At 68.5% G+C, this 24,487-nt stretch carries 16 protein-coding genes and 3 rRNA genes; 12 read left to right on the top strand and 7 right to left on the bottom strand.

Going from position 1 to position 24,487, the window contains the following annotated elements:
- Window positions 1-97: 97 nt before the first annotated feature.
- Entirely contained in the window at window positions 98-733 is a 636-nt protein-coding gene (locus tag HDA43_RS07670) for a DedA family protein (protein WP_179819052.1), read from the bottom strand.
- Between the two features lie 312 nt (window positions 734-1,045).
- Between HDA43_RS07670 and HDA43_RS07665 the strand changes: the two genes are divergently transcribed.
- Together HDA43_RS07665 and HDA43_RS07660 are read left to right on the top strand one after the other, a co-directional pair.
- Window positions 1,046-2,452, top strand: a complete 1,407-nt coding sequence (locus HDA43_RS07665; protein WP_179819051.1) for a sensor histidine kinase — start codon at window positions 1,046-1,048, stop codon at window positions 2,450-2,452.
- Window positions 2,449-3,117, top strand: a complete 669-nt coding sequence (locus tag HDA43_RS07660; RefSeq protein WP_179819050.1) for a response regulator — start codon at window positions 2,449-2,451, stop codon at window positions 3,115-3,117. The genes HDA43_RS07665 and HDA43_RS07660 overlap by 4 nt, the downstream gene beginning before the upstream one ends.
- A 20-nt stretch (window positions 3,118-3,137) precedes the next feature.
- Here the strand turns inward: HDA43_RS07660 and HDA43_RS07655 are convergent, their stop codons facing one another.
- Window positions 3,138-3,788, bottom strand: a complete 651-nt coding sequence (locus HDA43_RS07655; protein ID WP_179819049.1) for a VC0807 family protein — start codon at window positions 3,786-3,788, stop codon at window positions 3,138-3,140.
- Between the two features lie 277 nt (window positions 3,789-4,065).
- Here HDA43_RS07655 and HDA43_RS07650 point away from each other — a divergent pair, with 277 nt between their 5' ends.
- The gene (locus tag HDA43_RS07650) at window positions 4,066-4,419 is read left to right on the top strand and encodes a luciferase domain-containing protein (protein WP_179819048.1); all 354 of its coding nucleotides are present in this window, start codon (window positions 4,066-4,068) and stop codon (window positions 4,417-4,419) included.
- A 12-nt stretch (window positions 4,420-4,431) separates the two neighbouring features.
- On the opposite strand, the gene leuE is transcribed toward HDA43_RS07650, so the two are convergent.
- A complete protein-coding gene (leuE, locus tag HDA43_RS07645; protein ID WP_179819047.1) occupies window positions 4,432-5,100 on the bottom strand; it encodes a leucine efflux protein LeuE in 669 nt (222 codons plus the stop codon).
- A gap of 209 nt (window positions 5,101-5,309) precedes the next feature.
- Window positions 5,310-5,789 (bottom strand): Lrp/AsnC family transcriptional regulator, encoded by a 480-nt coding sequence (locus HDA43_RS07640; RefSeq protein ID WP_179819046.1) that lies wholly within the window; start codon window positions 5,787-5,789, stop codon window positions 5,310-5,312.
- A gap of 127 nt (window positions 5,790-5,916) precedes the next feature.
- Between HDA43_RS07640 and HDA43_RS07635 the strand changes: the two genes are divergently transcribed.
- From HDA43_RS07635 to HDA43_RS07615, 5 genes are all read left to right on the top strand, one after another.
- Entirely contained in the window at window positions 5,917-6,588 is a 672-nt protein-coding gene (locus HDA43_RS07635) for a nitroreductase family protein (protein WP_312873084.1), read from the top strand.
- 534 nt (window positions 6,589-7,122) lie between these two features.
- The gene (locus HDA43_RS07630; RefSeq protein ID WP_179819045.1) at window positions 7,123-8,685 is read left to right on the top strand and encodes a cellulose binding domain-containing protein; all 1,563 of its coding nucleotides are present in this window, start codon (window positions 7,123-7,125) and stop codon (window positions 8,683-8,685) included.
- 212 nt (window positions 8,686-8,897) lie between these two features.
- Window positions 8,898-10,568 (top strand): carbohydrate binding domain-containing protein, encoded by a 1,671-nt coding sequence (locus HDA43_RS07625; RefSeq protein ID WP_179819044.1) that lies wholly within the window; start codon window positions 8,898-8,900, stop codon window positions 10,566-10,568.
- A 224-nt stretch (window positions 10,569-10,792) separates the two neighbouring features.
- Complete coding sequence (locus HDA43_RS07620; RefSeq protein WP_179819043.1) at window positions 10,793-12,181, top strand: putative hexosyltransferase; 1,389 nt, start codon at window positions 10,793-10,795, stop codon at window positions 12,179-12,181.
- Window positions 12,182-12,217: 36 nt separating this feature from the next.
- Window positions 12,218-13,078 carry a PhzF family protein gene (locus HDA43_RS07615; RefSeq protein ID WP_179819042.1) on the top strand — a complete coding sequence of 287 codons (861 nt, stop codon included), beginning with the start codon at window positions 12,218-12,220 and terminating at the stop codon, window positions 13,076-13,078.
- Between the two features lie 93 nt (window positions 13,079-13,171).
- Here the strand turns inward: HDA43_RS07615 and HDA43_RS07610 are convergent, their stop codons facing one another.
- Window positions 13,172-14,233, bottom strand: a complete 1,062-nt coding sequence (locus HDA43_RS07610; RefSeq protein WP_179819041.1) for an AI-2E family transporter — start codon at window positions 14,231-14,233, stop codon at window positions 13,172-13,174.
- Window positions 14,234-14,774: 541 nt separating this feature from the next.
- Between HDA43_RS07610 and HDA43_RS07605 the strand changes: the two genes are divergently transcribed.
- The 3 genes from HDA43_RS07605 to rrf all read left to right on the top strand — a co-directional run bounded on the left by HDA43_RS07605 (window position 14,775) and on the right by rrf (window position 20,115).
- Window positions 14,775-16,294 (top strand): 16S ribosomal RNA (locus HDA43_RS07605).
- A gap of 406 nt (window positions 16,295-16,700) precedes the next feature.
- Window positions 16,701-19,826 (top strand): 23S ribosomal RNA (locus tag HDA43_RS07600).
- 172 nt (window positions 19,827-19,998) lie between these two features.
- Window positions 19,999-20,115 (top strand): 5S ribosomal RNA (rrf, locus tag HDA43_RS07595).
- The 16S, 23S and 5S rRNA genes sit together here, the layout of an rRNA operon.
- A 521-nt stretch (window positions 20,116-20,636) precedes the next feature.
- Here rrf and HDA43_RS07590 read toward each other — a convergent pair.
- Window positions 20,637-22,103 carry a phosphodiester glycosidase family protein gene (locus HDA43_RS07590; RefSeq protein WP_179819040.1) on the bottom strand — a complete coding sequence of 489 codons (1,467 nt, stop codon included), beginning with the start codon at window positions 22,101-22,103 and terminating at the stop codon, window positions 20,637-20,639.
- A 304-nt stretch (window positions 22,104-22,407) separates the two neighbouring features.
- Between HDA43_RS07590 and HDA43_RS07585 the strand changes: the two genes are divergently transcribed.
- Window positions 22,408-22,557: a hypothetical protein gene (locus HDA43_RS07585; RefSeq protein ID WP_179819039.1), complete on the top strand. Its 150-nt coding sequence runs from the start codon at window positions 22,408-22,410 to the stop codon at window positions 22,555-22,557.
- 140 nt (window positions 22,558-22,697) lie between these two features.
- Here the strand turns inward: HDA43_RS07585 and HDA43_RS07580 are convergent, their stop codons facing one another.
- Window positions 22,698-24,323: a PucR family transcriptional regulator gene (locus HDA43_RS07580; RefSeq protein ID WP_179819038.1), complete on the bottom strand. Its 1,626-nt coding sequence runs from the start codon at window positions 24,321-24,323 to the stop codon at window positions 22,698-22,700.
- Window positions 24,324-24,487 lie beyond the last annotated feature (164 nt).

Raw genomic sequence — 24,487 nt, 5'->3', positions numbered from 1 at the left:
CTCTGGCAGCCTCCCGCGCTCGCGGTGCCCCGATCCATCGGGGTTGTCCCTGACTTCGGCGCGGATTTCCCCCGGGGGGCGGGTCGGGGCAGGGCGGTCAGTCGTCCGAGACGGCGAGGGCCGGCTCCCGCCCCGGAGCCCCGGCGGCCCGGCGTCGCCGTACGTGCCGGACCGTCTCGGCCACCGCGGTGACCGACAGGGCGATGCCGAGGCCGAGCAGCAGCCCCCTGAGCGGGTCGTGCTCGAACGCCGCGCCGCCCACGTAGCCGATCAGCACCGAGTAGACCGCCCATGAGGCGGCCGCGACCGCGTCGAAGAGGGCGAACGAGCGCCGGGGGTAGGCGACCGCGCCCATGGTGAGGGTGCAGGCCGTACGGCCCCCGGGGATGTAGCGGGCCGCCACCAGGACGAGCCCGCCGCGTTCGGCCAGCGCGCGCCGCGCCCAGGTGAACGCCCGGTCGCCGCGTCCGCCCCTTCGCAGTCTGCCGTTCGCCGAACACCCGATGGCGTAGGAGATGTGGTCACCGACGAAGGCGCCCAGCGCCGCCACCGCGATCACGGCCGCGACGTCGGGCGCGCCGGTGGAGGCGGCGAACACGCCCGCCGTGATGACGGACGTCTCGGCGGGCACCACGGGGAAGAACCCGTCGAGCAGCGCCAGCGCGAACAGCGCCAGATAGATCCAGGGGGAGGTCATCGCCTGCTGTACGGCGTCGAGAATGGCCTGCGTCACGGCCGCGCTCCTGTCGGTGGGGGTCGGGTGTCCGGACGGCTCCTGCCGGGTCCGGGGGATCTCCCCAGCACGCTGAAGGACCGCCGGGCTCCGGGCATCAGGGAGGGACCCCGGGCCTCGGGGTGGCGTCCCTGAGATCTCCCGGGGACACCGCCGGAACTCGTGCGCCACCGACGCTAGGCGCCGGGCCGCGGCCGGCACATCGGACGTTCAGCCCGTGCCACCCCCTACTTTCGGCGGGGGTCGTGCCCGCTCCCGGGGAGGAGTCGCCCGGCGTCCGCGCCTTGTAACGTCACGAAGGTGATGAAAAGGATGGGCCAGCCGGACCGGCGGGAGCTTGTGACGATCCTGCTGCTCTGCCTGCCGGCGGTGCTGGCCCCCGCCCTCCCGGCCTGGTGGGAACCGGCCACCGCCTGGGCGCGGCTGTGGACCACGGCCGCCGAGGTGACCGTGATCTGCGCCGCCGTGCTCGCGAGCCGCCGCGCGCCGGTGCTCCCCATGCTGGCCGTCCTGGTCGCGGGGACATGGAACGTCAGCGAGGGGGCGGCCAGCTTCCAGTTCTGGGGCCTGGACCTGCCTTCGTTCAAGGTGCTGCCGCTGAACGGCCTCACCCTCGCCGCCATCGTGCTGAGCCACCGGGCCGGCCGCCGCGCGCCGGACCCCCGGCCCGCGCTCAGGGCGTTCGCCGCCCTCCTGGGCACGGGCGCCGCCGCGGTCCTCGCTCTCTCCCTCTTCGGCGGCCCGCGGCCCGCCCCGGCCGTCACCGCCTTCTGGCTGCCCGCCCTGTCGGGCGTCCTGCTGTCCGGCCTGCTGCCCTGGAGCGTCGGTCTGCTGTTCCGGCAGCGGGCCGAGCAGCGCCTGCGCGAGCGGCGGCTGGCCGCCGGCCAGGCCAGGCTGCGCGAGCGCAACCGCATCACCCAGGACATGCACGACTCCATCGGCCACGACCTCGCGCTCATCGCGCTGCGCGCCGCGGCCCTGGAGATGGCGCCCGACCTGCCCGTACGGCACCGCCAGGCCGCCGGGGAGCTCCGCGAGGCCGCGGCCGACACCACCGAACGCCTCCACCGGATCATCGGCGTGCTCCGCGAGGACGACCCGGCGCCGCTGACCCCGCCGGAGGAGAGCGTCTCCGACGTGGTCGAACGGGCCGCCGCCTCGGGGCTGCGGGTGGAGCTGCGCGGCGACGGATCGCTGCGCGACCCCACCGCCCGCAGGGTCGTCCAGGAGTCCCTGACCAACGCCGCCAAACACGCCCCCGGCGCGTCCGTGACCGTGGAGGTGCTCGGCGGGCCCGCCGGGGTCACGGTCGAGGTGACCAATCCGGCGTCCCGGGCGACGATGGGCCGCGCGCGCGGCGGCCCGTCCGGTCCGTCCGGCGGGATGGGCCTGGCCGGGCTGCGCGAGCGGGTACGGCTGGCGGGCGGGGTGTTCGAGGCGGGCCCGCGGAACGGCGGCTTCCGGGTCACGGCCCGCCTTCCCCGCGCGGAACGGCCCGGCACTGAACGACTCGATGCGGAGTGGTCCGGCGCGGAGCGGCCCGATGTGGAGCGGTCCGGCACTGAACGGCCCGATGTGGAGTGGCCCCGCGCTGAACGGTCCGGCGCGGAAGTCACCCGGGAGGGAAGTCTCCGCTCCCTCGGAGAGGCCGCAGAGACCGGAGAGGAAATGGGCGTGGATATGGGCGTGAACATGGACGTGGCGGACGGAACGCGATGATCAAGGTGCTGCTGGCCGACGACGAGACCATGATCCGGGCCGGGGTGCGCGCCGTACTGGCCGTCGACCCGGAGATAGAGGTGGTCGCCGAGGCCGCCGACGGCCGGGAGGCGATCCGGCTCGCCCTCGCCCACCGCCCCGACGTCGTCCTCCTCGACATCCGGATGCCCCGGATGGACGGGCTGGCGGCCGTCGCCGAGCTGCGCCGGGTCGCCCCCGGCACGGCCGTGGTGATGCTCACCACCTTCGGCGAGGACGACTACATCGCCCGGGCGCTCGGGGAGGGCGCGGACGGGTTCCTCCTGAAGTCGGGGGACCCGCGCGAGCTGCTGGCCGGCATCCACGCCGTCGCCGAGGGCGCCGCCTGCCTGTCGCCGCGCGTGGCGAGGCGGGTCGTGTCCGCGCTCGCGGACGGCAGGATGACCCGCGAGGCGTCCGCCCGCGAACGGGTCACGGCGCTCACCCCCCGCGAGCGCGACGTGCTCGCCCTGCTCGCGGCGGGGCTGTCCAACGCGCGGATCGCCCGCCGCCTGCACCTGGTGGAGGGGACCGTCAAGGCCCACGTGAGCTCGATCCTCAACCGGCTGGGGGCGGAGAACCGGGTCCAGGCGGCGATCATCGCCCACGAGGCCGGCCTGACGGCCGGGGCCGAGCCGGGCGGCTGAGGACCGGGACCGCGCGGCCGTCAGGGCGCGGCGGAGAGCGCGGGGGTGGAGGCGGCGTGGAGGCGGTGCAGGACGCGGCGGAAGGCCCAGACGGAGAAGGCGATCGCCGCGCCGCTGATCAGGGCCACGACCGAGGTGCGCACCAGGAGGTAGGCGCCGATCGACTGGTGCAGCAGGAGCCAGATGCTCACCGTCGAGTTCGCCAGCAGCACGAACCCCCACAGCAGGGTGATCCGGGCGAAGAACCGGCGGACCCTCTCGTGCCTGAGCACCGCGGAGGGCAGGTGGATGTAGTCGAGCGTCAGCTTCTGCGCCATCGGGCGGTTCAGCCGCACCGAGGCCAGGAAGACCACGCTGATGCAGATCGTGCCCAGCTCGGGCTGGAGGAAGTAGAACACCATGCTGCCCGTCCACAGCCCCAGCAGCGTCCGCACGGTGATCGCCACGGTGGCGAGGATCATCGTGGCGGGCACCGGGACGCGCCGCAGCAACCTCCATCCCACCCCGATATAGACCCAGCTCAACGCGGCGATGAGCGCTCCGCGCTCGCCGAGGACGGCCAGCGCGGCGTAGAAGACGGCCAGCGGGGCGACCACTCCCTCCAGCAGCTTCGGCGCGGCCTGGCGGGCGAGGACGGTGAGGCGGGGCAGGGTGACGGACGTGTGGCTCATGGCGCGCTCCACGGGAAGGTGGAATGACCGGCGGTGAGGCTTGACGCCTACCCGGACAGCCGGTGAACAGACATGATGGGCTCGTCGTTCCGGGGTACCGGGAATCACCCGGTATCGGGGGGCGGTTTACCGTACCCGACCCCGGAGCATGCCTTCGCTTTAACCGACCGATGCCGCATGGGTCGCGGCGGATCGGCCGATGCTCGGAGTGTGTCCAAGCGGTAACGGTTCGGAAACGTGACTTTCCCGAACCCGTACGGTTCGCGACGATTCGCGTATGGCAGTGCACGCGCGCACGTCCAGCCGGCCGACAGAAGGTGTCGCGCACGTCGCGACCCAGCTCTCCCACTGGCCCGCCCTCGCGCTGAAACGCACCCGCAGGGGCATCGGCTTCAGGTCCGGAGGCCGGGAGATCGTCAGGATGCGCGGGGACCACACCGCGGAACTGCTGCTCACCACCGGCGTCATCGACCGCTGGGCCAGGGTCCTCACCGACTGCCGGCGCGTCGTCCCGGGCAGCGGGGACGGCTGGGTGTCCATGGCCATCGACGGCAGGGCCGACGCCGAGCTCTTCCTCTCGCTGGTCAGCGTGGCGATCAAGGCCAACCAGGGCGACGCCGACCCGGCCTGACGCCGTACGGCGTCAGCCCAGGGTGGCCGTGGCCAGCCGCGCCCCGAAGCCGATGAACAGCGCGCCCACACCCGAGGTGAGCCCGGCCGACAGCCTGCGGCGCGACCGGAACTGGGAGGCCAGGAAGCTCCCGGCGAAGATCAGCGTCGACAGGTACAGCACGCTGAAGAGCTGGCAGATCGCCCCCAGGATCAGGAACGACAGCGCCGGGCTGCCGTAGGAGGGGTCCACGAACTGGATGAAGAAGGAGATGAAGAACAGGATCGCCTTCGGGTTCATCAGGCTGATCGTCAGCGCCTTGCGGAACGGGTCCCTGGCCGGGCGCCCCGCCCGCTCCTCCGCCGGCGCGGCCCCGGGAGCCTCGGCGTTCCCGTGGTTCCGCCACGAGCGCCACGCCCCGCGCAGCATCTGCACGCCGATCCACGCCAGGTAGGCGCCCCCGGCGTACTTGACGACGTTGAACAGCATCGGCTCGGCCCGCAGCGCCGAGGCGGCCCCGGCCGCCGCGAGGACCATCAGGACGGTGTCACCGAGGAACACCCCCATGGCCCCCCGGTAGCCCTGGCGTACCCCGTGCTGCGCGGCGGTGCTGAGCACGTAGAGGGAGTTCGGGCCGGGCAGCAGGACGATGAAGAAGGCACCGATGACGTAGGTCCAGATGTCGGTGATGCCGAAGAACATGGGAGCGCTCCAGGGGGCGAAAACAGACGAACCCAAAGTACTCCCATCGAACAAGCCCTAATCACCTCTCCCGATCACCCAAGCGAAGCCGTACGCACTCCGCGTGACATTTCATGCGCGGATTTCAGTCGCTTCCCGGCGCCCGTCCTCCGCAACCTCCTCAAGGACTGTCGGGCACGGAGACGGGCGGGATCGCGGCGTGGGCGGGTTCAGTCGCCGGCCAGGGGTTGGACCCGGTGGGCCACCACGGTGGAGAGGGTGATCACCGTGCTGCTGCGCCGTATGCCGGGGATGGCCAGCATCCGGTCGATGACCCGCTGGATGTGCTCGTGGTCGCGGCCGGCGATCCGGCACCAGACGTCGCCGGGGCCGGTGACGATGTGCGCCTCCATGACCTCGGGGATCACCTCCAGCGCGGCGGAGATGTCGGGCCGGGAGACCTGCTCGACCTCCAGCGTGGTGAACGCCTGCACCGGGTAGCCGAGGGCGCGCGGGGAGAGGTTGGGCCCGAAGTCGACGATCACCCCGTCGGCGACCATCCGGTCCAGCCGGGCCTGGACCGTTCCCCGGGCGACCCCCAGGATGCGGGAGATCTCCAGCAGTCCGGTGCGCGGCCGTTCCCTGACCAGGCGGAGCACCCTGCGGTCGAGTTCGTCCAGGCCGTTCCGGCCGGTCCTTCTGGCTGCCAATCTGCCCACCTCCGCGGACCCCGCGACGACGGAAACTGACGATCTGGCAGTGTTCCGGGCGGGGTGTTGCCCTATTTTTCACCGCCATTCAGACTACGCGCGCACATATGGCGAAAAAGGAGGCATCGTGCCGCGCGAGCACAGCTACCCGTTCATCCCCTACCGGCCCACCCGCTACCTCGAGGACGAGATGGTGGCCCGGGGGCGGGAGTTCTACGAGCACATGGACCGGCGGCGGAGCGTGCGGTTCTTCAGCGACGAGCCGGTGCCCCGCGAGTGCGTCGAGCTGGCGATCCGGGCCGCCAACACCGCCCCCTCCGGGGCCCACCAGCAGCCGTGGAAGTTCATCCTGATCGGCGACGCCGAGACCAGGCGGCGGATCAGGGAGGCGGCCGAGGTCGAGGAGCGCAAGAACTACGAGGAGGGTCGGCTGACGCCTGAGTGGCGCGCCGCCCTGGCCCCCCTGGAGACCGGCCCGGAGAAGGACTACCTGGAGACCGTGCCCTGGCTGGTGGTCTGCTTCGCGGAGAAGTACGGCGTGCGCCCCGACGGCACGCGGGTCAAGCACTACTACGTCAACGAGAGCGTCGGCATCGCCTGCGGCTTCTTCATCGCGGCCCTGCACGCGATGGGGCTGTCCACCCTCACCCACACCCCCAACCCGATGGCGTTCCTGAGCGACATCTGCGGGCGGCCGGCCAACGAGCGGCCCTACATCCTCTTCCCGGTGGGCTACGCCGCCCACGACGCGGAGGTTCCCGACCTGGCCCGTAAGCCGCTGCCGGAGGTCATGGCCTGAAGGGGCCCGGAGGAGCCTGGAGGGGCCTGAAGAGGTCTGAAGGGGTCTGAAGAGAGCCGAGAGGGAGTTGACGGGGTGACGCGCCGGGCGCGTCACCCCGTCTCGTTTCGGCCTTGTTTTGGGTCTTGTGAAGAACGGTTGTCAAGGCTACGATCACGACAACTCTTAGGAAACTTTCCTAAAAGATGAGTCGAATGGGGACGCCGATGACCCGTTCACCAACCCAGGACGCCTTCTGATCAGCGCGGACGCCGCCGACTCCGGCGGCGGCGTCCGCGCCCCCGCACCACCCGGCGCGGCACCGTACCGATGACCGTCCCGGGCGGCCACCCGCGCGGCGCGACGGTGAACCCGTTCGTCTTGACCGCGCCTGAAAACCCGACCGCGCTGGAAAGCCCGTCCACGCGGAAACCCTGACCGCGCCGGAAAACCCGACCATGCGGAAACCCTGACCGCGCCGGAAGAGCCAACCGCCCCGCCCTCGCGGTCCCGCCGCCGGCGGGACGTGACACCCCCCGACAGAAGGAACAGCGAATGAGACTTCGTCGAACAGCAGCCGCGGCCCTGGCCGCACTCCTGACCGCGCTCGGCGCGGCCGCGGTCGCGGCGCCCGCCGGGGCGGCGGCGTCCCCCACGGCCGCCTTCACCAAGGTCTCCGACTGGGGCACCGGCTTCGAGGGCAAGTACACGATCACCAACGGCGGCACCACCCCCATCAACGGCTGGTCGGTGGCCTTCGACCTGCCCTCCGGCGCCTCCGTCGGCTCCTTCTGGGACGCCGCCATGACCCGCAGCGGGCAGCGCTTCACCTTCACCAACGTCGGCTGGAACGGCACCCTGGCCCCCGGCGCGTCCGCGAGCTTCGGCTTCAACGGCAGCCCCGGCGGCGCCACCCCGTCCAACTGCACGCTCAACGGCAACCCCTGCGGCGGGGGCACCGGCAACCCCGGCGCCCCGGGCACGCCCGGAACGGTGACCACGACCTCGACCAACACCTCGATCACCCTGTCCTGGGGCGCCTCCAGCGGCACGGTCACCGGCTACCGCGTCTACGAGGGCTCGGCGCTCAAGACCACCGTCACCGGCACCACCGCCACCATCTCCGGCCTCGGAACCTGTGAGTCGCACAGCTACACCGTCAAGGCGTACAACGGCACCGGCGAGTCGGCCGGCAGCACCGCCAGCGCCACCACCACGGGCTGCACCAACCCGGACCCCGGCGGCAAGATGCCCGGAGCCCCCTACCTCTACACGGGCTGGGGCAACCCGCCCAGCCCGGCCACGGTCATGGGCGCCACCGGCATCAAGTCCTTCACCATGGCCTTCATCCTCGCCCAGAACGGCTGCAACCCCGCCTGGGACGGCCAGCGCCCGCTGACCGGTGGCGCCGACCAGGCCGCCATCAACCAGATCAAGGCCGCCGGCGGTAGCGTCCAGGTCTCCTTCGGCGGCTGGCAGGGCAACAAGCTCGGCCCCAACTGCTCGACCCCCCAGGCGTTCGCCGGAGCCGTGCAGAAGGTCATCGACGCCGTCGGTCCCGCGGTGGTCGACTTCGACATCGAGAACACCGACGAGTTCGAGAACTACACCGTCCAGGACCGCATCCTCAACGGTCTGAAGATCGTCAAGGCGGCCAACCCCGGCGTCAAGGTGGTCGTGACCTTCGGCACCGCCACCACCGGTCCGACCGCCCCCGGCATCCGCCTGATCAACCAGGCCAAGGCGCTGGGCGTGCCGATCGACAACTACACGATCATGCCGTTCGACTTCGGCGGCGGCGCCAACATGTACCAGAGCACGATCAACGCCGCCGAGGGCCTGAAGAACGCGCTGAAGTCCGCCAACGGCTGGACCGATGCCCAGGCCTACGCCCACATGGGCATCTCCGGCATGAACGGCCTGTCCGACCAGCAGGAGCAGACCTCCCCGGCGCAGTGGACCCAGATCCGCGACTGGGCGAACTCCAAGGGCCTGACCCGCCTCGCGTTCTGGTCGGTCAACCGCGACCGCCCCTGCCCCGGCGGCGGCGTCCAGGAGAACTGCAGCGGGATCGCCCAGGCCGACTGGGAGTTCACCCGGATCACCGCGGGCTTCTGACCCCACCCGCCAGGCCCGCCCGCGGGGAGGCCGTACGGCCCGCTCATCGGAGAACCGTACGGCCGCCCGCCGGGGGCCGGACCGCCACCCCGGCTTCCTTCCCACGGCGCGCCGGCCCCTCTCCCCGGCGCGGCCCCCGCCCCACAGGGCGCGGGGCCGCGCCCCGGAAGACCACCCCAGCTCATCCCTCCACGACCCTTGCGGGGCAAGAGATGAACCTCAGGAAACTCGCGGCGGCCGCCGTACTGGCCCTGGGCGCGGCGACGCTCGCCGCGCCGCCCGCGCACGCCGCCGACATCATGACCAACTCCGGGTTCGAGGACGGCCTGACCGGGTGGACCTGCTCGGCCTCCTCGGCCGCGACGACGGTGTCGTCCCCGGTGCACGGCGGCGCCAGGGCGCTGCAGGCCACCGCCCAGGGAGCCGACACCGCCCGCTGCGGCCAGAAGGTCGCCGTCAAGCCGTCCTCCTCGTACTCGCTGTCGGCCTGGGTGCGCGGCGGCTACGTCTTCCTGGGCGCGACCGGCACCGGCACCACCGACCCCAGCACGTGGACCTCCTCGCCGTCGGCCTACACGCGGCTGACCACGTCGTTCACCACCGGCCCTTCCACCACCTCGGTGACCGTGTACGTCAACTCCTGGTACGGCCAGGGCGCCTACCAGGCCGACGACCTCGTCCTCGACGGACCGCCCGGCGAGGGCCTCCCGGGCGACACCGTCCCGCCCACCGTCCCGGCGAACCTCACCGTGGGCGGTGCCACCGCCACCTCGCTGGCCCTCTCCTGGTCGGCCTCCACCGACGACTCCGGCACCGTGGCCCGCTACGAGGTCTCCCGCGACGGCGGCGCGCCGGTCGCCGTGGGCTCCGCCACCTCCCACACGGCCACCGGCCTGTCGCCCAGCACCGCCTACTCCTTCCGGGTCCGGGCCTGCGACCCCTCGGGCAACTGCTCGGCCTACGGCCCGCAGGCGAGCGGGACGACCACCGGCGACACCAACCCGCAGCCCGGCGGGGAGATCCGCTACGCCCCCTACATCGACATCACCATGCCCACGCCCTCGCTGGCGGGCGCCGCCACCGCGACCGGGGTGAAGAACTACACCCTCGCCTTCGCCCTCGGCGACAGCACCGGCTGCAACCCGGCCTGGGGCGGCACCATCCCGATCAACGACCCGCGGATCATCGGCGACGTCCGGGCGCTCCAGGCCCAGGGCGGGCAGGTGATCGTGGCCACCGGAGGCGCCCAGGGCCCGTACCTGGAGCACACCTGCGCCAGCTCCGCCGCGCTGCTCACCGCGTACAAGAAGGTCCTCGACGCGGTCGGCACGAACCACCTCGACGTCGACGTCGAGGCGTCGATCGACGCGGCCAAGGTCAACACCGCGCTCAAGCAGCTCCAGGCCGAACGCGGCACCGTGGTGAGCTACACCCTCCGGGTCCAGGGCCAGGACTACGGCGTGGACCCGTTCTCGCTGTCGATCCTGCAGGACGCGGCGGCCAAGGGGCTCAACGTGATCGTCAACCCGATGCTGATGAACTTCGGCTACACCGGCGACTGGGGCGACGCGATGATCAAAGCCGCCGAGGCGACGCTCGCGCAGATGAAGACGGTCTGGCCGGCGAAGACCGACGCCCAGCTCAAAAAGATGCTCGGCCTGACCCCGATGATCGGCAAGAACGACACCGGTATGACCACCACCCAGGCGAACGCCCGCAAGCTGCTCTCCTGGGCCAACACCAACCACGTCGGCTTCATCGGCTTCTGGTCCGCCGGACGCGACAACGGCGGCTGCCCCAACGGCCAGGTGTTGCCCACCTGCAGCGGGGTCGCCCAGTCGTCCTGGGAGTTCACCGGCATCTTCAAGGGGTTCACCGGCTGACGGCCGGGGGCCCGGATCCCGTCCGGGATCGGGCATGACTCGCGAAAGCCCCTCGCCGCCGGGAGAGACGGACTCCCGGCGGCGAGGTCATGCCCGTGACCGCCTTCCCTTGGTGACCGAAAGCGACGATTCGACCGCTCTCCGCGAAGAAACCTGGAAGAATGGACTCGTTTCGCGGCCCGAGTGGTCCCTTCCCCCTGACTTCCGGCACTCTGGTAGGCGTCATGGACTACGCAATCCAAACGGGGTTCGTCCTCGCCGCAGGTGTCGTGCTCGCGCTGGTCGCCCAGTGGCGGCACTGGCGTCCGTCGCTGACCATGGCGATCGCGGTCGGAATCGTGTTCCGTCTGCTGATCATGGCCGCCGCGGCGGACAGCCGATGGCAGCCGGTCGACTTCGTGAACAGCTTCAAGCCCGCGGGCGTGGCGGTCCTGAACCACCAGGACCCCGTCCTCGGCAGCAACGGCGGCTGGCACTTCCTGCCGACCATCCCGTACGTGTACGGCCTGCTGCTCTGGCTGGGCATCCCGTGGGAGATCGCCGGCCGGCTCGTCACCGTGGTGGCCGACATCGCGCTGATCCCCCTGGTCGGCAAACTCGCCGGGGGGCGCGACGCCTCGCTGCGCGCCTTCCAGTACGCCTGCAACCCCCTGGCCCTCCTCGTCGCGTGCGTCCACGGCCAGGTCGAGCCGGTCGCGCTGGCCTTCGGCGTCGCCGCGTTCGTGGTGGCCCGCGGTCCGGGCCCGGCCGAGCGCCCCGGCCTCGTCAACGACCCCATCGCCATGACCCGGCAGAGCATTTCCGCCCTCGGGTTCCGCGGCGCCGTACGGCAGGCACTGGCGGCGGCGCCGGAGACGGTGCGCCTGGCACTGCGTCCCGGTCCCGGCGACCGGGCCGGCCTGCGTCGCGCCCTGTTCGCCGGCCTGCTGATGGGCCTCGCCCTGTGCGCCAAGAGCTGGCCCATCTGGCTGATCCCCGGCATGCTCCTGTTCCTGCCGACCGTCCGCGCCCGCGTCGTCGCCTTCGTGGCCACCGGCATCGCGCCGGTGTTCTTCATCGTGACCCTGCCGATCTTCGCCGGGACCTCCCTGAGCCAGATCCCCGAGGTCCTCAAGGTGATGAAGAGCATCCGCCCCATCGTCGGAGAGTGGAGCTACAGCGCCCTCCTGGTCGGCGGCGACTGGACGCTCCACCAGGGGATCGCCACGTTCGGCACGTGGCTGATCTACTTCACGCTCGTGGTGGTCGCCATCCTGTGGCGCCGCGCCGACCCGGTGGACGTCACCACGGCCCTGCTGCTCGCCTTCATGGTCGCCACCCCCCGGCTCGGCGCGCAGTACCTGCTGTGGTTCATGCCGTTCCTGGTCGCCCGTCCCACCCGCTTCGCGTGGCCCGCGATCCTCGGCGTCTCCTTCTGGGCGGCGTACGGCTACCTCTACATGACGCAGTACCGCGGCCTGGAGTGGGGCGCGCTGCACTCGGTCTGGGCGCAGTGCTCCATCATGCTCCTGCCGGTCCTCATCGCGGCGATGCCCTGGAGCCGCCGCGTCTCCGAGGCGCAGGTCCCCGCACCGCGTACGGCGCCGCAGAAGACCGCCCCGGCGGCCATCTGATCTCTCCGGAAGGGCGGAGGATAGGCTCCGGTGGGCATGAGAGAAGATCTGGAGATTCTGCGCTACACCGCCTTCACGCACGACCCCGAAGGGGGCAACCCCGCCGGAATCGTCCTGGACGCCGGCGACCTCTCCGACGCCGAGATGCTCGCCATCGCCGCCGAGGTCGGCTACTCCGAGACGGCCTTCGTGACCGGCGGCGACGCCGAGAGCCGCACCTTTCAGCTCCGCTACTTCGCCCCCTCCGCGGAGGTCGCCTTCTGCGGGCACGTCACGATCGCCACCGCGGTGGTGATGGCCCAACGGCTCGGCGCCGGTCCGCTGGTCTTCCACACCCCGGCCGGTGAGATCGCCGTGGACACCGGGATCGAGGACGGCGTACTCCGCGCCACGCTCACCAGCGTCCCCACCCGATCCCGGCCCGTGGAGGAGGAGACGCTCGACGCGACCCTCACCGCGCTCCGCTGGTCCCGCGACGACCTCGACCCGGCCTTCCCGCCGCACGTCGCCTTCGGCGGGAACGACCACCTCATGCTCGCCGCCGCGACCCGTGAGCGCCTGGCGGACCTCGACTACGACTTCGACGCGCTGCGGTCGGTCATGACCCGCAACGGCTGGACGACGGTGCACCTCTTCTGGCGTGAGAGCGACCTGCGGTTCCACGCGCGTGACCCCTTCCCGGTGGGCGGGGTCGTGGAGGATGCCGCGACGGGGGCCGCGGCGGCCGCGTTCGGCGGCTACCTCCGGGTGCTGGGCACCGGGTCCGACGAGTTCACCATCCTCCAGGGGGTGGACATGGGACGACCGAGCATCCTGAGGGTGTCGATCGCCTCCCCGGACGGCCGCAGCCGGGTGAGCGGGGGAGCCGTGGAACTGCCCGCGCCGTCCCCGGCCTGACCTCCGGCGCGTCCCCACGACGTGCTCCGGTTCCGCGGGAACGGCGGTCGTACGCTCATTCGCGGTGCTTACGGCGCCGTTTCCCGTGCGGCCTCACGGCGTCGCGGGCCGGTCCTCGCCGGGGTCGTGCCCGGAGACCAGGGCCGCCGCCCACTCGCCTTCGGGGTCGCTGTCGATCAGCAGTGCCCGGACCAGCAGGCTGAGCGGGATGGCCAGCAGCGCGCCCAGCGGACCCAGTACGAACGCCCACAGCAGCAGGGACAGGAGCGTCATGGTCGTGGACAGGCCGACGGCGTCGCCGAGGAACTTGGGCTGGATCAGCGACTGCACGACGAAGTTGATCAGGATGTAGGAGAGGACCACCAGGAGCAGGGTCTTGGGTCCGCCCACGAGGAGGCCGAGCAGCGCCGGCGGTATCAGGCCGATGACGAACCCGATGTTGGGAATGTAGTTCGTGATCAGCGCCAGCACGCCCCACAGCAGCGGAAGCGGCACGCCGAGCAGCCAGAGCGCGGTCGCGTCCAGCGCCGAGCAGATCAGCCCGAACACCGTGGAGACGACGAGGTAACGGCGGGTCTTGCGGGCGAAGCCGGTGAGGGCGCTGATGAGCAGGGGGCGCCGCGCGGCTCCCTTCCGGAGCAACCGGGAGAAGCCCGGGGCGTCGAGACACATGGCCAGCAAGAGCACGACGATGAGGACCAGGCCCGAGAAGACGCTGAGAAGACCGGCGGCGAATCCCTGGAGCAGCTGGAAGATCTTCCCGGGATCGAGCGACCGGATCGCCTGGTTCACCTGGTCGGTGCCGATGCCGAGCCGCGCAGCCAGTTGCTGGGCGTCCACGACGAGCTGTTCGAACTGGCCGCTGTAGGTGGTGGCGAGGGTGGCCAGCTGCGCGACCGAGAGCGTCAGGATCGCGACCATGCCGAGCAGCAGGAGCAGCACCAGGGCCAGCGGGACCGCCACCAGCGTCCATCCGGGCGCGCCGCGCCTCTGGAGCATGCCGCGGACCGGGGAGACCGCGAGGACGAGAACCAGGGCGAGGAGCACCGGTCCGACGATCGAGCCGACCTCCCGTACACCGGCCAGTGTGATCACGGCGCTTGCGGCGCAGAGCAGCATGATGAGCGCCCTGGGGAGGAGCCTTTGGTCCGTCATACCGCCACCACTACCCGCAGAAGAGAAAGGTTTCCTCGGGGGAGGGCGTCGATTTGACGGAAGGGGCGGCCCTACATAGAGTTCACAAGCCCGAGAGCGCCGGTGGAGATCACCGGGAGCTCGGGACCTCCCCTGATGACCATCCTCCTGCTGGGATCTTTGTGTCCTGGTGGGATTCGGTTTGACGAAGACCGGATGCTGGAGTAAGTTAGAGGGGTTGCCCTGGAGACGGGGCGGTCGAGATCCGCTGTGGATCCGGCGGGTGCGGGTCGGCTGACGCGAAAGCGACAGTTTGACACAAACCAGGCGGAACTGCTAGGATTGAGACGCGAAACGAATGCCCCGGAGGGCGGATCGACGATCCGGACCGACGGTGAACGCGTCCGTTTCTTGAGAACTCAACAGTGTGTTAAAAGCCAGTGCATGATGCACAACCCCGTCCCACCCGCCTCGGTGGGAGGACGGATTCCTTTGGTTGATGCACCTCGTCTCCTTCGCTGGGGATGGGGATGCTTTCAGCCGGGAGAAACTCTGTAGACATTGTTTGGAGAGTTTGATCCTGGCTCAGGACGAACGCTGGCGGCGTGCTTAACACATGCAAGTCGAGCGGAAAGGCCCTTCGGGGTACTCGAGCGGCGAACGGGTGAGTAACACGTGAGTAACCTGCCCCTGACTCTGGGATAAGCCCGGGAAACTGGGTCTAATACCGGATACGACACGCTTCCGCATGGGATGCGTGTGGAAAGTCTTTTCGGTTGGGGATGGACTCGCGGCCTATCAGCTTGTTGGTGGGGTAACGGCCTACCAAGGCGACGACGGGTAGCCGGCCTGAGAGGGCGACCGGCCACACTGGGACTGAGACACGGCCCAGACTCCTACGGGAGGCAGCAGTGGGGAATATTGCGCAATGGGCGGAAGCCTGACGCAGCGACGCCGCGTGGGGGATGACGGCCTTCGGGTTGTAAACCTCTTTCAGCAGGGACGAAGTTGACGTGTACCTGCAGAAGAAGCGCCGGCTAACTACGTGCCAGCAGCCGCGGTAATACGTAGGGCGCAAGCGTTGTCCGGAATTATTGGGCGTAAAGAGCTCGTAGGTGGCTTGTCGCGTCGGATGTGAAAGCTTGGGGCTTAACTCCAGGTCTGCATTCGATACGGGCTGGCTAGAGGTAGGCAGGGGAGAACGGAATTCCTGGTGTAGCGGTGAAATGCGCAGATATCAGGAGGAACACCGGTGGCGAAGGCGGTTCTCTGGGCCTTACCTGACGCTGAGGAGCGAAAGCGTGGGGAGCGAACAGGATTAGATACCCTGGTAGTCCACGCCGTAAACGTTGGGCGCTAGGTGTGGGGACCTTCCACGGTTTCCGCGCCGTAGCTAACGCATTAAGCGCCCCGCCTGGGGAGTACGGCCGCAAGGCTAAAACTCAAAGGAATTGACGGGGGCCCGCACAAGCGGCGGAGCATGTTGCTTAATTCGACGCAACGCGAAGAACCTTACCAAGGCTTGACATCGCCCGGAAAGCTCTGGAGACAGAGCCCTCTTCGGACTGGGTGACAGGTGGTGCATGGCTGTCGTCAGCTCGTGTCGTGAGATGTTGGGTTAAGTCCCGCAACGAGCGCAACCCTTGCTCCATGTTGCCAGCACGCCCTTCGGGGTGGTGGGGACTCATGGGGGACTGCCGGGGTCAACTCGGAGGAAGGTGGGGATGACGTCAAGTCATCATGCCCCTTATGTCTTGGGCTGCAAACATGCTACAATGGCCGGTACAGAGGGTTGCGATACCGCAAGGTGGAGCGAATCCCTAAAAGCCGGTCTCAGTTCGGATTGGGGTCTGCAACTCGACCCCATGAAGTCGGAGTCGCTAGTAATCGCAGATCAGCAACGCTGCGGTGAATACGTTCCCGGGCCTTGTACACACCGCCCGTCACGTCACGAAAGTCGGCAACACCCGAAGCCCGTGGCCCAACCCTTTGGGGGGGGAGCGGTCGAAGGTGGGGCTGGCGATTGGGACGAAGTCGTAACAAGGTAGCCGTACCGGAAGGTGCGGCTGGATCACCTCCTTTCTAAGGAGCACCGGCCGGCAGCACGCCACCCGCTGGGGTGGGGGCTGATCGGTCCATGCCGTGGCCGCGAGCGAACGTCTCGCGCACGGTGCGCTCATTAGTGGAGCACTGGCTATTCGGTTCAGCGGAGTCGCTGGCCGGCTAGTACCGCCTCCGGGGTTCGCTCTGGGGGAGTGGGAACGGCGGTTGCGAGGGGTTTCGCTGGTCCGGACACACTGTTGGGTCCTGAGGAAACGGACCAGGCGGGCCCGCTGTTCGGGCGGGCTCGCTGGTTTGGTTTTCCCTCTGCGGGACCGTCCGCCTGTCATACCGGCTCATCTCTTGTGGGGGTGGGTGTCTGGTGGTGGGGTCGTGGTGGTCGCTGCGTGTTGTTTGAGATTTGCATAGTGGACGCGAGCATCTTTGTGGCCAAGTTTTTTTAGGGCACACGGTGGATGCCTTGGCATCAGGAGCCGATGAAGGACGTGGGAGGCTGCGTTAAGCCCCGGGGAGTCGCCAACCAGACGTTGATCCGGGGATGTCCGAATGGGGAAACCTAGCACCAGTCATGTGGTGTTGCCTCCGCCTGAATGTATAGGGCGGTTGGTGGTAACGCGGGGAAGTGAAACATCTCAGTACCCGTAGGAAGAGAAAACAAATAGTGATTCCGTGAGTAGTGGTGAGCGAAAGCGGAAGAGGCTAAACCGGGCGCGTGTTAAAGCCGGCGGGCGTTGCGTGTTCGGGGTTGTGGGACCCTCTTGTGGTTTCTGCCGGAGCCACAAGCAGTGAGAAATCGATGGGGTAGCCGAAGCTTCTGGGAAGGGGCGCCGGAGACCGTGAGAGCCGGGTAGGCGAAATCCTGTCGACTGCTGGAGGGGATCCCAAGTAGCACGGGGCCCGAGAAATCCTGTGTGAATCTGCCAGGACCACCTGGTAAGCCTAAATACTCCCTGATGACCGATAGTGCACTAGTACCGTGAGGGAAAGGTGAAAAGTGCCCCGGTGAGGGGTCGTGAAAGAGTACCTGAAACCGTGTGCCTACAAGCCGTAGGAGCGTGAGCGGGGTTCGCCCTGCTCGTGATGTGACTGCGTGCCTTTTGAAGAATGAGCCTGCGAGTTGCGGTGTGTGGCGAGGTTAACCCGTGTGGGGTAGCCGTAGCGAAAGCGAGTCTGAATAGGGCGTTTGAGTCGCATGCTGCAGACCCGAAGCGGAGTGATCTAGGCATGGGCAGGTTGAAGCGCGGGTAAGACCGCGTGGAGGACCGAACCCACCAGGGTTGAAAACCTGGGGGATGACCTGTGTTTAGGGGTGAAAGGCCAATCAAACTCCGTGATAGCTGGTTCTCCCCGAAATGCATTTAGGTGCAGCGTCGCGTGTTTCTTGCCGGAGGTAGAGCACTGGATGGCCGATGGGCCCGACAAGGTTACTGACGTCAGCCAAACTCCGAATGCCGGTAAGTGAGAGCGTGGCAGTGAGACTGCGGGGGATAAGCTCCGTAGTCGAGAGGGAAACAGCCCAGACCACCGACTAAGGCCCCTAAGCGTGTGCTAAGTGGGAAAGGATGTGGAGTCGCAGTGACAACCAGGAGGTTGGCTTAGAAGCAGCCACCCTTGAAAGAGTGCGTAATAGCTCACTGGTCAAGTGATTCTGCGCCGACAATGTAGCGGGGCTCAAGTACACCGCCGAAGTCGTGGCATTCACGCATTAACCCTGGCTTTTGTCGAGGGGTGTGGATGGGTAGGGGAGCGTCGTGCGGCCGGCGAAGCAGCGGAGTGATCCAGTTGTGGAGGCCGTGCGAGTGAGAATGCAGGCATGAGTAGCGAATCAGAAGTGAGAAACTTCTGCGCCGGATGACCAAGGGTTCCTGGGCCAGGCTAATCCGCCCAGGGTAAGTCGGGACCTAAGGCGAGGCCGACAGGCGTAGTCGATGGACAACGGGTTGATATTCCCGTACCCGCTGTGATGCGCCCATACTGAACCCAGTGATACTAAGGGTCCTTAACCCGGTCTGCTCTTCGGAGCGGGCGTCAGGGTGAACGCCTGGCCTGATCTGGTAGTAGGTAAGCGATGGGGTGACGCAGGAAGGTAGCCCATCCCAGGCGATGGTTGTTCCTGGGGTAAGCGTGTAGGGAGGACCGTAGGTAAATCCGCGGTCTGTATATCCTGAGACGTGATGCCGAGCCGATTGTGGCGAAGTGGGTGATCCTATGCTGCCGAGAAAAGCCTCTAGTGAGTGTCATGGCGGCCCGTACCCGAAACCGACTCAGGTGGTCAGGTAGAGAATACCAAGGCGATCGGGTGAACTGCGGTTAAGGAACTCGGCAAATTGCCCCCGTAACTTCGGGAGAAGGGGGGCCTTCGCTGGTGATGAGTCTTGCACTCGGAGCTGGTGGGGGCCGCAGAGGCCAGGGGGAAGCGACTGTTTACTAAAAACACAGGTCCGTGCGAAGTCGTAAGACGATGTATACGGACTGACGCCTGCCCGGTGCTGGAACGTTAAGGGGACCGCTTAGCCGCGGCAACGCGGCGAAGGTGAGAACTTAAGCGCCAGTAAACGGCGGTGGTAACTATAACCATCCTAAGGTAGCGAAATTCCTTGTCGGGTAAGTTCCGACCTGCACGAATGGCGTAACGACTTCCCCGCTGTCTCAACCGCAGACCCGGCGAAATTGCACTACGAGTAAAGATGCTCGTTACGCGCAGCAGGACGGAAAGACCCCGGGACCTTCACTACAGCTTGACATTGGCGTTTGGAACGGTTTGTGTAGGATAGGTGGGAGACGGTGAAGCTGGGACGCTAGTTCCGGTGGAGTCATTGGTGAAATACCACTCTGGTCGTTTTGGACGTCTAACTTGGGTCCGTGATCCGGATCAGGGACAGTGTCTGGTGGGTAGTTTAACTGGGGCGGTTGCCTCCTAAAGGGTAACGGAGGCGCCCAAAGGTTCCCTCAGCCTGGTTGGCAATCAGGTGTCGAGTGTAAGTGCACAAGGGAGCTTGACTGTGAGACCGGCGGGTCGAGCAGGAGCGAAAGCTGGGACTAGTGATCCGGCGGTGGCATGTGGAAGCGCCGTCGCTCAACGGCTAAAAGGTACCCCGGGGATAACAGGCTGATCTTCCCCAAGAGTCCATATCGACGGGATGGTTTGGCACCTCGATGTCGGCTCGTCGCATCCTGGGGCTGGAGTAGGTCCCAAGGGTTGGGCTGTTCGCCCATTAAAGCGGTACGCGAGCTGGGTTTAGAACGTCGCGAGACAGTTCGGTCCCTATCCGCTGCGCGCGCAGGAGACTTGAAAGGGGCTGTCCCTAGTACGAGAGGACCGGGACGGACGAACCTCTGGTGTGCCAGTTGTTCCGCCAGGAGCACGGCTGGTTGGCTACGTTCGGGAGGGATAACCGCTGAAAGCATCTAAGCGGGAAGCTTGCCTTGAGATGAGGTCTCCCACCCCGTGAGGGGGTAAGGCTCCCAATAGACGATTGGGTTGATAGGCCGGAGGTGGAAGCGCAGTAATGTGTGGAGCTGACCGGTACTAATAGGCCGAGGACTTGACCATAAAGCATTCGTGTGGTTTCTGCAGCGCTCTGTACTCTTCGCCGGGTCCGGAGCAGCGCGTGATCACTGGTTTTGCTCGCGTCCACTGTGTGATTCTGAGGCAGCAGGCACCGTCTGCACCCCCGGGATGTCGGTTCCGGGTTGGGTGCGTGTGTTTGTGTGTTTCATAGTGTTACGGCGGTTATGGCGAAGGGGAAACACCCGGTTACATTCCGAACCCGGAAGTTAAGCTCTTCAGCGCCGATGGTACTGCACCGGGGACGGTGTGGGAGAGTAGGTCGCCGCCGGACAATCTTTTGGAGAGGGCCGCCCCCTGGTTTCACCGGGGGAGCGGCCCTTTCCGCATTTCCCAGACTTTTCCCGGCCTCCCGGGCCTCCCGGTCTCCGCGGTTCCCGGCCTTCCGGGCCTTCCGGGCCTCCGTGGTTCCCGGCCTTCCGGGCCTTCCGGGCCTCCGTGGTTCCCGGCCTTCCGGGCCTTCCGGGCCTCCGTGGTTTCCGGTTTCCGGGTTTTCTGGCTTCTGTGTTTTCCGGCGGGGTCTTCGGCGCAAGCCGGAAACCCCGCTTTTTTCGTGCCTGCCCTCAGCACCGGAGCCGGCCCCCATACGCGCGGAAGGCCCCGCCCCCTCTCGGGGAGCGGGGCCTCAGCCTCGCCTGCGAATCCCTACCGGATCCCGGGAGCCCGGTGGGGGCCCGGCTCCGGGCCTGGGGCCCTCATCGGGCCGTGGGCCGGCTCCTGGGCGGTCAAGCCCCGGGACCCAGCCCCCGGACGAACCAAGCCTGGAAGGCCATCAGAAGACGGGCCCCGTACGAATCACGGCGTGATGAAGAGGGCGTCGCCCACGGTGCGTTCCGCGCCGTCGGACGGGCGGTTGACGACCTTGCGGCCGACGACCATCGCGGACGAGCCGCCGCCGTCGAGGTTGAGGGCCTGCTTGGCGCCCAGCCAGCGCATCAGCTGGGCCGCCTCCACCATCGAGGCGCCGACGCTCACGCCGGGATCGCGGCCGTCGACCGTCGCCACGATCAGCCCTCCGGATCTGCCGACGCCCACCAGCGTGCGCGGATGGCGGCGGAGCATCATGTTGACCGATGCCTGCCCGTCGGCCTTGGCGGTGATCTGCACCCGGCCGTTCCTGACGAGGCCGACACCTCCGCCCATGATGTAGGTCTCGGGGGTGAGGGGGACGCCCTTCCCGGTCCGCAGGTCGATGACCTTGTTGTCGATCCTCATCGTGGAGCCGTCGAGGGCGTGCGACAGCAGCCACTCCGCCATGCTCCCGGTTCCGTGGAGGACGGAGGATTCGCGGGGGACGGCGCCGCCGGCCTCGCGGGTGACGACCCTGCCCTGGGCGTCGATCACGACTTCGGCACCGCCGTCGGCCGCGGTCTTGGCGCCGAACTCCGGGGTGTAGAGGACCAGATCGTCGGGGCCGGCGGCCCGGTTGATGCCCTTGATCTCGACTCTGGAGCCGTCCGAGGAGGCGGCCGTGGTCACCGACTTCAGCTCGGTGATCCGGGCCCTGCGCCCGTTGAGCACCAGCCCGCTCCGGCCGGCGACGGCCTCGCTGAGCAGTCTGCCGCCCACCACGGAGACGCCCACGGGGTCACCCTGGAGCTGCTTCGGTGTGTGGATGTTGAAGAAGCCGCCGTTGACCCCGGCGATGGCGCCGAGATGCTTGGCCATCGAGCTGGTCGTCTCACGCTTGGCGACGCTCACGCCGACGCTGGTCTTGAAGGACCCCCTGAAGAGCCTGGGGTCGACCATCAGCACGTGCATCTTCCATGGGCCGGTGGTCTCGGCTCCGTCGTCGGCGAGGTAGTCGGCCTTGGCCTTGATGCCGGCTTCCTTGAGGTCCTTGACCATCTTGTCGGCTTCGGCGCGCTGCTTGAGCGTCCACTGCCCGATGCGGACCATGTACCGTTCCACCGCCGGGGCGTCGGCTGCGGCCGGCTGGACGATCCGTACCACGGCGGGAGTGAACCCCGCGGCGGAGGCTTCGTCGGCCTTGAGCTGCGCGGCCTGCAAAGTTCCGTCGTCGTGCCCGTTGGGCATCAGCAGCGACACGGTCCAGCCCTGCGTGGACCTGCCGTGCGCCAGGTCGAAGAGCCGGACGCCCCGGGTCACCTCTCGCTGGTTCTTGACCAGGGGGCGGCTCTGTTCCTGTCCCAGGGGGAAGGCCGACGTGGGGAGCGTCAGGTTCGTCTGGTCCGCGTGAGCCGGAACCGCCGTGGCGGCCAGTGCGATGGCGGAAAGCCCGACGGTGATACGTCGCGACATGTGCGTGTTTCTCTCTCCCCGTTGATGATCGGTCTTCGGTGCACCATCGTGCCGAAGATCCACACCGTCGGGGGAGCGAAACGCACAAAAAGCCACGAGAAAGTCCGAGAAAGCATTGGGATATCCGCCGCGCCGTCGCGGGGAACGGCCGGGGATCCGGTATGACCCCGCCGGAGGAACCGGCCGTGCTGGTCAATAGGGGTTAGTCCCCGCGGTTTCGCTGCGAGGGCGGGGGCGTGGCGTTACGGTGCAGTAGCCGCATTCCCTCAAGACCGGGCGGCACAAGTTGCGAGAGGCAGCCGTCATGGGGCTGAACATTCTCACTGTGATCATCGCGAGCATGGTCCTTGGTTTCATCCTCGGCGTCGTCATGGCGCGGCCGCGGCGCTGGGATCTGTACGTCTGCGCCGACGACACCGTTCACGCCGACACCGGGTCCGACGGGCCGTCATAGGCGGGTGCGAGCCGCGCGGAGTCCGGGTCCCGTACGGTTCGCGCCGTCCTCCGAGGCGGCGACCGGAAGGGCACGATGCCCGCGGTCCCGGACATCCCCCGCGGTCCCGGACGTGCCCCGCGCTTCCGGTCGTGGGCGTTTCAGCCGCGGGGGTTGTCCCTCCGGAAGGACTCCAGCGCCAGCAGGGCGACGTGGAGGGAGAGGCAGGACTCGACGTCGTCCAGGTCGGTGTCGAGGATGCGTTCCAGGCGGTGGAGCCGGTCGTAGAAGGCGGGTCGGGACAGATGGGCCTTCTGGGCGGCGACGGCCTTGTTGCGGCCGGAGTCGAGGTAGATCCGCAGGATTCCGGTCAGGTCGCCGCCGCGCTGGGCGTCGTGGGCCAGCAGGGGGCCGAGCTCGCGCTCGGCGAAGGTCTGCAGCCGGGCGTCGTCTCTGAGCAGGTGCAGCAGGCCGCGCAGCCGCAGGTCGGGGAGGCGGTAGAAGGGGCGGCCGTCGGGCTGGCGGAAGGCGACGTCGGCGACCTGCTCGGCCTCCAGGAAGCTTCGCCGTACGTCGCGGAGGGATTCGACGGCCGAGCCGGCGGCGAGGACGAACGGCGTGGCGAACATCGTGCGCAGGCGGTCGGCGAGCGTGGCCAGCGCCGACTCGACCGGGGTGCGGGGCGGCAGGGGGAGCAGGACTCCGACGCGGTTCTGGTCGAGGGCGCCGACCAGGGCGGGCAGCCGGGCCTCGCGGCAGGCGGCCGCGGCGGCCTCCGCGAGATCGCCGAGCCTGGCGAGCTGCTCCTGGCCGTCGAGGGGTTTCTCCGACGCCTCGGCCAGCCGCAGGACCACGCTGACCAGTTTGCGGCCGGTCAGCGGCACCCCGACCGCCCGGGCGCGGGCCGCCGCCTCGTCGGGGTCGGCGTAGGCGTGGGAGAGGATCCCGGCGATGATCGTGCCGTGCGCCTGGCGCTCCAGCGACTCCTGGTGGCGTTCCAGCAGGCGGCCCAGGGCGAGGGTGGTGGCGGCGCGTTCGGCGAGCACGATGTCGCGGGGGTTGGGCTCGGCGTCGCACAGCATGATCAGCCGTCCCCAGTCCTGGCCCCGCGCCCCGACCATCGTGACGAGCCAGCCGGCGGCGTCGTCGTAGGCGGTGCGCTGGCCGGGGGCGACCGCCCGGGACCGCGTCTCCCAGTTCGCCAGCAGCGTCCCGGTGTCACGTCCGGCGGTGTCGCAGGCGAGGACCTGGTGGGCGAGGTTCTCCAGGAGGACGGGCCGCCCGGACAGCCGCGCGACCTGGCGGAGGACCTCGGCGGGGGAGGCGCCCTCGACCGAGAGCTCGGTGAACACCTCGTGGAGCTGCTCGGAGGCGCGCAGCTCCTCCAACTGGATGTCGATGATCCGGGCGTGCACCGACTCGGTGATCTGCACGAACGGTGTCTCGCGGCCGAGCGTGATCAGCGGCAGGCCGTGCTTCTCGGCGGCGTTGACCACGCTCCTGGGCAGTTCCCTGACGAACTTGCGGCCCAGCTCCACGATCAGCCCGGAGGCGCCGACGGCGGCGAGCTCGGCGATGTAGTCGGCGAGCCGGTCGGGGTCGTCGGGGAGCGCGATGCCGGTGGTGAGCACCAGTTCCCCGCCGCGCAGCAGCTGGGCGATGTCGGTGACCTCCCCCACGTGCACCCATCGCACGCGGGTGTCCAGTCGGTCGGCTCCCGCGACGACACGGGGGTTGCCCCGACGGACGGTGTCGAGGGCGAGCACGTCGGCGATCGTAGGGAGCACTCACCGAGGGTATCCGATCAGCGTGTAAATACGGATTGCCGGTGCTTTACAGGATGTTTCGCGACATTGTGAGGTTAACCGCTTTCCTGGCATCGACCGTATCTCACCTGGGTCTTCGGGCAGGCGAGACCGTACCCGTATCCGGGATACGGCGGTGTGGTACC

The sequence above is a fragment of the Streptosporangium sandarakinum genome, assembly GCF_013409935.1.
GTDB lineage: Bacteria > Actinomycetota > Actinomycetes > Streptosporangiales > Streptosporangiaceae > Streptosporangium > Streptosporangium nondiastaticum.
The sequence above is the reverse complement of the archived record's forward strand: the minus strand, read 5'-3'. Positions and strand labels throughout refer to the sequence as shown.